The following is a 9,232-nucleotide window of genomic DNA, read 5'->3' on the forward strand; positions in this document are numbered from 1 at the left end:
GTGAGGTTTGGAAATGACCAGAAGTTAAGCCTTCCAGAAGCATTTCTTTTGCTTCGGTATTTCCAATATTTTGAATTGGTACAGCTCTCATCAACTTTGCGTAATTAGAGAGATTTTTTATTTCTCTGTATGACTTCCAACCTAAGTCATTCTTTGAACTGCTCATTTGTAGAGGACTAGGAATGTCTACTATAGCGTCTTTGACAGTTGTGATTTGGGCATTGCTTACTTGAAAGTCCCTGTTGGACAAAGGCTCAATGAACTTAGGGTCATATCCTACAACGATAACGCGTAAGCGCTTTGTGGGTGCTCCATATAGAGAAGCATCGATAACTATTGGTTCAAGTACGGTATACCTTGAATCAACGCTATCTATTGCTTCATGCAACCCTTGGATGTTCTTTTGATCAAGTAAACCTTCGACATTTTCCATCACAAAGAATTTGGGTTGGAGAATGTTAATATTTCTAAAAAAGTGGGCAAGCAATGATCTGCGAGGATCATTCACATTGCCAGAGCCCATACGGCTAAATCCTTGGCATGGAGGACCACCTATTACGCCATCAATTTCTTGATTATGTGTAATTAGCTTCCATGCGTCCTTGTCTAGAAGCGATAGATCACCATTAATCACATGGGTGTTAGGGAAGTTGAATTTGTAAGCTGATTGTAAGGTTTGATCGATATCCACTGCAGCGAGGGTGTCAAATCCTGCCAGTTCAGCTCCGAGCCCAAAGCCACCGCAGCCGCAGAACAGATCGATTATCTTAGGACGGTGATTCATATATTGCTTTTGCCATTCCGTTAACAAGACTTTGCCATTAGATCTTTAATAATCTCATATTAGGCAAGCTTTCACTATAACTTGTAGATGTTCGTTATATAGCTGGTAAGGCTTATTGTAGTGGACAACTAATCTCGGACAGCAGTTTGAATTTTCTGCTGCCTTTGCAGGCGGTCGGCCATTGTTATATTGATGAGGCCTTGTCCCTTAGGTATTCACCAATATCTCTCTTGGCATATGCCAATAAAGCGTAACCGATTGTTGGTTGCCACTCTGTTTTCAGGTTTCAGAGAAGCCTTTCCATTGGTGCATTGCGATTTACTGACTTGATAGGTGTCTTGTTAAGCCGTGCTTCTTTTTTCGATGCTTAGCGCGACGATTACTTCTGTGTAGATGATTACACTAATATTTTGTCTAAGCAGGAGTAAAGTAATGTCAGTATTGAATTCTATTTTAGGAACGCTTTCTGGGTTCATTCGAGCAGTACTAACGCTGCATTAGAAAAAGGGCATGTTTGCTTGTGCATGGGGTATTCTGAGCGGAAATATCACCCTGCTACATGGCGTATATAGCTTGGTTATTGTGGTACTAAATTGTTTTTCGATTACGCTTATGTTTGAAATCTGCGTAAGGCATGATTTTGAATAGTCTTACTGTAAGTGACATTTTTATCCTTGGGTTTGGCCAGTACTGATGCTGGAGCATGTGCGACTAAGGCAACTGGGTTAAGCCATCTGCTCCAGTGCCGTGGATGTAACGATTTTGTCGAGGTGTTCGAGTTCAGCGAGCTGCTGGCGCACCTGCATCAGGCGCTCCATTGAGCGGGCTTCGACATAGACCAGTACGTCCGTCGCGCCGCTGAGTGCGTGTGCCTGACGAATCTCACTGATGGTCTGAATACTTTCCTTCACCGCTTTCAGGTTGAAGGGTCTGAAGGTCATTTCAAAATAAGCGCAGACTTTTTGCTGCTGTGCCTGATCACCTACCTCAATCGTGTAACGCTGAATGACACCCAGATCTTCCAGCTTTCTGATACGTTCATTCACGGCGGTACGGGACAGGCCTATCACCTCTCCGATAGCCGTCACCGACTGACGCGCATTTTGTGTCAGCAGGTTGAGGATTTCACGATCAAATTTGTCCATTGAGATCTTTATTTTCCTAATGGTGTTTGGGGCTATTAACGTTCGTTCCGACGATACGTTTGTGTAGCCATCAGATTGACCAAAATCCCGTCGCTATGTCGGGTTGTATGGTGGATATGGCAGCAGTAGGGAGCCCCTGAAGCCGGTAAGCTAATTCTGTCGATATGCCATGCATTCTGTCAATTATACCGCTTCAGAGGATTAGAAAATGACCGTGCCACTCGGTGATCATATTCATTATCAAGACCATCAATTACACATTGAATCGCTACCGCTTTCAATGATCGCTGATCGTATCGGCACACCCTTCTATTGTTATTCAGAAGCTAAATTCCTTCAGAATATCCATTGTTGCCAGGCGGCTTTCCAGCGTTTTGACATTGCCATTCACTATGCGATGAAGGCCAATAGTAACCTGAGTATTCTGCGCTTGGTGCAGCAAGCCGGGTTGGGTGTTGATCTGGTTTCCGGGGGGGAAATCTTACGCGCACACACTGCCGGCTTTGCGCCAGAGCGGATGATTTTCTCTGGCGTCGGCAAAACCAGACAAGAGTTGTGTACGGCGATTGAGTCCGGTGTGGGTCAGATTAACGTCGAATCTCGGGAAGAGTTGGCGCTGTTAGCCTCGCTGTCAGAGCAGCTTAGTCGGCCGGTGTCTGTCGCATTACGTGTGAATCCGGATGTGTCTGTGGACACCCACAGGCACATCACCACCGGTAGCAAAGGCAATAAGTTCGGTTTGAGCATGGAGCAGGTTGCACCTCTGTATCAAAGGTATGCCGATCATCCGCATCTGCATATAACGGGTTTGGCTATGCATATTGGCTCTCAGATCTGTTCGGTGGAACCGTATAAAAATGCGATCCATAAGCTACTGGAGCTTGTCGAGGTGATTGAAGCTGACGGGCATAAGGTTGAGGTGCTCGACCTGGGTGGTGGTTTTGGTATCAATTACGGCGACGATCAGAGCTTGGATTTTGAGGTCATCGCGCAGACGATTGCAACAAGTGTTGCTGGGTTTGAAGGACGTGTGTGTGTTGAGCCGGGTCGGTCACTGGTGGGTGATGCCGGTATTCTGGTGTCTGAAGTCAGTTACGTAAAAGAAGCTGATCCCTGCCCTTTTGTGATTCTTGATGCCGCGATGAATGACCTGATGCGCCCGGCGCTTTATCAGGCCGATCACCCAATTGTTCCCCTACAGCCGAATCTGTCGAATGCCGTACGTCGCTATGATGTCGTGGGACCGGTCTGTGAATCCACCGATACCTTTGCGCGAGACTATCCGATGGATGCAGAGCTGGCCGCAGGAGACAGGGTCGCGTTTCTCTGCACAGGCGCGTATTGTGCGGTGATGAGTTCTGCGTATAACAGTCGTAGCATCATTCCAGAGGTGCTTGTGAGCGGGTCAGAAGTTCGCTTGATCAGGCAGGCAGTGACGCCGTCTATGTTGCTTGAATACGAATCACAGGCAGACGCATTGGACGGATTGGGTGATTGATACGGGAGCGACTTTGGTTTGCTTAAGCAGTGTTGCCTCTTTCTCGGCTTCTTAAAAGGCAAGTTTTTGAGATGTTTCACGTGAAACATATTTCTGGACGGGACGGTACAGATACAAAAAAGCCGGGTCAATGAACCCGGCTTTTAGATGTAGATAGGTTTGGCAGGGTGATTAGCTCAGGACAGAGATGTCCGCTACGCCCAGGAACAAGCTACGCAGGTTACTTAGCAGAACCAGACGATTGTTGCGTACAGCTTCGTCGTCAGCCATGACCATTACTTCATCGAAGAATCGGTCAACACTACCCCGTAGTCCTGCAAGCACCTCAAGGGCTGCTTGATAATCGCCGGTGTCGAACAGTGGCTGGATGCGTTCTGAAAGAACAGCCAGTTCGGTTGCCAGTACTTTCTCAGCGTCGTCTTGCAGCAGGTCGTTATCAACCGATCCGGATACTGCACCACCCTGTTTGTTAAGGATGTTGGAAACACGTTTATTGGCGGCTGCCAGTGCTTCGGCTTCGGTCAGAGAACGGAAGTGATTAACTGCTTTAACGCGGGTATCGAAGTCCAGTGGTTTGGTCGGCTTAACCGCCAGTACCGCCAGGAATACATCGACGGAGATACCTTCGTCTTCGTACCATGCGCGGAAGCGATCCAGCATGAAGTCCAGAACTTTGTCTTCCAGTCCGTCTCGCGCTGGCAGGTCTCCATGGCTGTCTGCTGCTACAGCGATCAGCTCACGCAGGTCCAGATCCAGGTTACGCTCGACCATAATACGCAGCACACCCAGAGCGGCACGGCGCAGTGCGAACGGATCTTTGGAACCGGTCGGTGGCTGATTGATGCCGAACAGGCCGGTCAGCGTGTCTAGGCGGTCAGCGATCGCTACTGCGATACCTGCGGCAGATTCCGGCAGCTCATCACCCGCGAAGCGAGGCATGTACTGTTCGTTCATCGCCAGCGCAACGTCGTTGTCTTCACCGTCGTGCAGCGCATAGTGATAACCCATCAGACCCTGTAGGTCGGTGAATTCGTACACCATGTCGGACATCAGATCGGTCTTGGCCAGCATCGCAGCGCGGGCTGCCTGCTCAGTGTTGTTGCCAAGGTCTGTCGCAATACGCTGTGCGATAGTCGCGATACGCTCAGCCTTCGCGTGCAAGGTTCCCAGGTCTTTCTGGAAGACGATGGTCTTCAGGTCGTCAATGCGTGATTCCAGTGACTTCTTCTTGTCTGTTTCAAAGAAGAACGCTGCATCGGACAGGCGTGGGCGAATAACCTTTTCGTTTCCTTCGATCACCTGCTGCGGATCTTTAGACACGATGTTGCAGATGGTGGTGAAGTTCGGCATCAGGTTGCCGTCTTTGTCTTCATGGTGGAAGTACTTCTGGTGCTCCTTCATGGAGGAGATCAGTGCCTGAGCTGGCACGTCCAGGAAGCGCTCTTCAAAACGACCGGTCAAGGCCACCGGCCATTCATTCAGTGCGGTTACTTCGTGCAGCAGGTCTTCATCGATCTGTGCAACCCCACCGAGCTTCTCACCTTCTTTAATTACCTGGGCGCGAATATCTTCAAGACGGCTGTCATAGTCGGCAACCACTTTGCCGGTTTCTTTCAGCGTGTCAGCATATTCTGCTGCCGTCATCAGCTCGATTTGATTGTTGTAGTGGAAACGGTGACCGCGTGTTTTGCGACCGGACTTAACACCCAGCATTTCGCAATCGATCACTTCGTCGCCGAAAATCATCACCAGCCACTGAACCGGGCGGACGAACTCAATACGTGATGCACCCCAGCGCATACGCTTAGGCACAGGAAGTTTGTTGAGTGCGTTTTGCATAACGGACGCGAGTTCATGTTGCAGCGGCTTGGCTTCAGTCTGCTGGCGGAAACACATTTTGCCGTCGATCTCTTCCAGAGAAGATACGTCGGTTCCACATTTACGCGCGAAGCCTTCCAGCGCTTTGCTTGGATTACCTTCACCATCATATGCGATACGTGATGGTGGGCCCTGCATCAGGAATTCACTGGCAGGCACTTCGGTCACGAGGTTTTCGATCAGCAGCGCTAGACGTCTTGGTGCCGCATAGCTTTTGATAGTCGAATCTTTCAGCAGTGCCGCCGCGTCTTTACCCAGCACGTCTTTGATGCCTGCAAGCGCATCAGCTTCCAGTGCCTTAGACAGGTTTTTCAGTGCTTTAGGTGGTAACTCTTCGGTGCCAAGCTCGAACAGAAAATCTTGTGTAGCCATTACTTTTTCTCCTCGCTTGCAGCCATTACTTCCTGGCGCAACGCTTCAGTCGCAAGCGGGAAGCCGAGGGCTTTACGGGCATCAAAATAAGCGTGTGCAACTTTACGGGCCAGTGTGCGTACGCGCAGGATATAACGCTGACGCTCGGTCACAGAGATCGCGTGACGTGCATCCAGCAGGTTAAAGGTATGGGACGCTTTCAGTACCTGTTCGTAAGCAGGCAGTGGCAGAGGGGTTTCCAGTGCCAGCAGTTTCTCACACTCAGACTCATAGTGGTCAAAGTTGCGGAACAGCATCGGGACATCAGCGTGTTCGAAGTTGTAGGTGGACTGCTCTACTTCGTTCTGGTGGAACACGTCGCCGTAGGTCACAACAGTGCCGTCGGGTGCTTTGGTCCAGATCAGATCGTAAACGCTATCAACGTTCTGCAAGTACATTGCAATACGTTCAAGACCGTAGGTGATCTCACCGGTTACCGGGTAACATTCCAGACCACCCGCCTGTTGGAAGTAAGTGAACTGTGTCACTTCCATACCGTTCAGCCACACTTCCCAGCCTAGGCCCCAAGCGCCCAGCGTTGGTGATTCCCAGTTGTCTTCTACGAAGCGAACGTCGTGAACATTCAGATCAACACCCATACGCTCCAAAGAGCCCAGGTAAAGTTCCTGCAGGTTAGCCGGTGACGGCTTCATCACAACCTGAAACTGGTAGTAGTGTTGCAGACGGTTAGGGTTCTCGCCGTAACGGCCATCGGTTGGACGACGGCTTGGCTGCACGTAGGCAGAGTTCCAGCTTTCTGGTCCGATAGAGCGCAGGAAGGTGGCAGGATGGAATGTCCCTGCGCCCACTTCCATGTCCAGCGGCTGAACGATTACACAGCCGTGTTCTGCCCAATATTCTTGCAGGGCGAGAATCAACCCCTGAAATGTACTTACGTCTGAGGTAACCTGGTCAGTCACGTAATTCACCATAACTATAAATTTGGCCCGAAAATAAGGCGGAAATTATACACCAAAATAGGTGTACGCAGTGTAGTCAGGTGCAGGTGTGACTGGGCGAAAGGTAGAAGTTGTGCATTAAATGAAGGGTAAATGTGAAATGTTTCACGTGGAACATTAAAAAAGCCGCCCGAATTGGGGCGGCTTTGTCAGTGCGATAGGAAACTTAAAAGTAACGCTCGACGGTGAATTGCAGGTGGTCATCCTTGTCCAAAGCCGAAGCAAGGTCTCTGGAATCTTCGGCACTGAAAAACCGTCCGTCGATGCTAACCTTCCAATTGTCGCCGTAGCGACGGCTGGCTTCGATGATCAGACTCTGGCTGTCAAAGTCCAGATCATGGCCAATGCCGGCTAAGAGTTCGGTACTGGATGCATCGTTGAGGGTGATTCGGCCACCAAAGAACAGATCGTTCTGGACGTTAGAACTGGCATCCTCTCCCCTTTCATCCCAGCCATATTCAAGCAGAACACCGAGATCGGCGCTGCTGTCCTGAATGCCATAGAAGGTATATTCAAAACCAGCCTGTGCCGCGAAGTAGTCCTCTTTCTCAGTATCGCGCCAGATGGTTTCGACCTTCCACAGCCAGCTGTCGATGGTCGCTTGCAGATCAAAACCCAACTGATCCATCTGCACATAACGAGGCACCAGAACGGTGTTGCCCGACTGGGTACGAACACTCAACTCAGGATCACGGTTGGTCCCGTGGAACCAATATGCACCCAGATCGAAATCGCCCAAGGTATGGCTCCAACGGATGGCGGTATCCAGGTGTTTCTCCTCGGCGCTGGATTCATATTCAGCGCTGTCGGTATCAACAACCAGTCCGCCGCGTAAACGCCCCTCTGTACCGGTGAAGGTTCGCTCACGAAAACCAGGGAGCAGGAACAGGTCAACGATACCCCAGTCTCTTACCAGGGATAGATTGACCATGGGTTGCCCCAGCTTGTCCTCACCGTCGAAGTCATCGACACCGTCAGTTTGGTTGATCACGTCGACCAGATGCTGAAACTCGGTGACACCCCAAAAGACCTTGCGGATACCGGTGCGTAGTTCCCACTCTTCGCCCACATGAACCCAACTTAGTTCACGAATATCAGCGTGTGTCCGTTCGCTGTCGTTCTCGTCTACGCGCAGATAAGGGGCAAAGGTCAGGCTGTCGTCACCATCATTCCACTCCCAAAAAAGCTCGGGCTCAACGTAGAAGGACAGATTGGAGTCGTGATCCTGCCCGGAAAACTGAGCATCCTGAGTAAAACCACGTAGCTCTGCAGCGACTTTGCCGGACGCTTCAAAGTAGGTTTCGGCCTGCACCGGCAGAGCTGCGAGCAGCCCCGCGGTGAGTCCTGTTTTGAAAAGCGTTGAGGGTTTACGCATGACTTAACGTGCTCGTTTCAGTGAGTTCTTGTTGAAGTCTTTGTCTGATAATCCGGTTTTGAACTGGTAGCTTTTCCAGCTCAGGTCGGTGCTTTTACCGGTCTGGTGGTTGACCATTTTCATCAGATCGGCACGCCAGTGTTTACCCAGATACTGCTGGTAATCATGATAAGTCAGTGTTTTCAGTGGTGAGTTTTTGCGGTCGAAGAAATCAATTTTCCAGACGCGGTATTCAGATTGATCCAGCCAGACCAGACGACGGGTATAGCCAGAGTTTTTATCAACCGGGTACTGTTCAACGACAAAACAGGTGCCGCCTTCGCACGCTTCATCACGCAGGTATTTGTAGCTGTATTTCTCGACCTCAAACGAAGACAGGTCCTCGTAGGCAAATTCAGACCCCATAAACGGGCCGGACTTATTACGTGAGGCAATACGCTTTACACGTTTCAGCGCAGGCAGATACAGCCACTGGTCATCAGCACCCACCGGGTGAGAGAAACTCAGGAATGCGGTGCCTTTCACATCGCGAGGTTTGTCGAACACCGACAAGCTTTTGTCTCCATCATCATTGATTTCCAATGACTTCATACGGATTTCGCGGATGCTCTCCTGGCCCTGTTTATTACGCAGGACCATGTTCATTTCGGCCTGCATATCCTGCCAGCCAAGGTCACGTTTCTTCGATTCAACAGAGATCGCCATGCCCTTCTCTTCCGGCGTTTCGGCCAGTGCCACCATCGGGGCAGAGACCAGCGCCGCGATCAAAACTGACTTAAGCGGGTTGATTAGCAGGTTCATGGGTATCTCCTTTGTTTTCAATATTGTTGCTAGAGTCAGCATCGTTGTCTTCGGTGGTGTCGGTAACTTTGTCGCTGTTATCGAGCTTCATCAACAGCGGTGGCAAGAACAGGAAGTCGACAATCAGTGCGATCAAAATCGTCAGTGCTGTCAGCAGGCCCATGTCCGCATTGAGCTTGAAGCTGGATTGCGCCAGTACCATAAAGCCAGCGACCAACACCAGTGTGGTGACCCACAGAGCTCGACCAACGCTCGCAAATGCGTAACGGACCGCATCTTGACTGTCTTTACCGCGTTCACGGCGTGCGTACAGATATTTGCTGAGGAAATGGACGGTGTCATCCACCACAAAACCCAGTGTCATACCGGCAACGTCAGACA

Annotated in this window: 8 protein-coding genes; 1 reads left to right on the top strand and 7 read right to left on the bottom strand. The window is 50.3% G+C overall.

The features are described 5' to 3' along the window. Nucleotides 1-811, bottom strand: an 811-nt coding sequence (locus ABYW01_RS07335) for a DNA cytosine methyltransferase (protein WP_372831834.1), incomplete at its 3' end; no start/stop codon positions are given. 698 nt (nucleotides 812-1,509) lie between these two features. Next, nucleotides 1,510-1,929 (bottom strand): Lrp/AsnC family transcriptional regulator, encoded by a 420-nt coding sequence (locus ABYW01_RS07340; RefSeq protein ID WP_372831835.1) that lies wholly within the window; start codon nucleotides 1,927-1,929, stop codon nucleotides 1,510-1,512. Nucleotides 1,930-2,137: 208 nt separating this feature from the next. Between ABYW01_RS07340 and lysA the strand changes: the two genes are divergently transcribed. Next, nucleotides 2,138-3,427, top strand: a complete 1,290-nt coding sequence (lysA, locus tag ABYW01_RS07345; protein ID WP_372831836.1) for a diaminopimelate decarboxylase — start codon at nucleotides 2,138-2,140, stop codon at nucleotides 3,425-3,427. A 171-nt stretch (nucleotides 3,428-3,598) separates the two neighbouring features. On the opposite strand, the gene glyS is transcribed toward lysA, so the two are convergent. The 5 genes from glyS to ABYW01_RS07370 form a co-directional block, all read right to left on the bottom strand. Then, the gene (glyS, locus tag ABYW01_RS07350) at nucleotides 3,599-5,677 is read right to left on the bottom strand and encodes a glycine--tRNA ligase subunit beta (RefSeq protein WP_372831837.1); all 2,079 of its coding nucleotides are present in this window, start codon (nucleotides 5,675-5,677) and stop codon (nucleotides 3,599-3,601) included. Next, nucleotides 5,677-6,648 carry a glycine--tRNA ligase subunit alpha gene (glyQ, locus tag ABYW01_RS07355; RefSeq protein ID WP_372831838.1) on the bottom strand — a complete coding sequence of 324 codons (972 nt, stop codon included), beginning with the start codon at nucleotides 6,646-6,648 and terminating at the stop codon, nucleotides 5,677-5,679. Before glyQ ends, glyS begins: the two co-directional genes overlap by 1 nt. Before the next feature lie 193 nt (nucleotides 6,649-6,841). Beyond that, the gene (locus tag ABYW01_RS07360) at nucleotides 6,842-8,050 is read right to left on the bottom strand and encodes a hypothetical protein (RefSeq protein ID WP_372831839.1); all 1,209 of its coding nucleotides are present in this window, start codon (nucleotides 8,048-8,050) and stop codon (nucleotides 6,842-6,844) included. A gap of 3 nt (nucleotides 8,051-8,053) precedes the next feature. After that, entirely contained in the window at nucleotides 8,054-8,851 is a 798-nt protein-coding gene (locus tag ABYW01_RS07365) for an outer membrane lipoprotein-sorting protein (RefSeq protein WP_372831840.1), read from the bottom strand. Continuing rightward, on the bottom strand, nucleotides 8,826-9,232 hold a 407-nt coding region (locus tag ABYW01_RS07370), incomplete at its 5' end, for an MMPL family transporter (protein ID WP_372831841.1). The genes ABYW01_RS07365 and ABYW01_RS07370, both read right to left, overlap by 26 nt.

The sequence above is a fragment of the Pontibacterium sp. genome (assembly GCF_041587635.1).
Taxonomy (GTDB): Bacteria; Pseudomonadota; Gammaproteobacteria; order Pseudomonadales; family Balneatricaceae; genus Pontibacterium.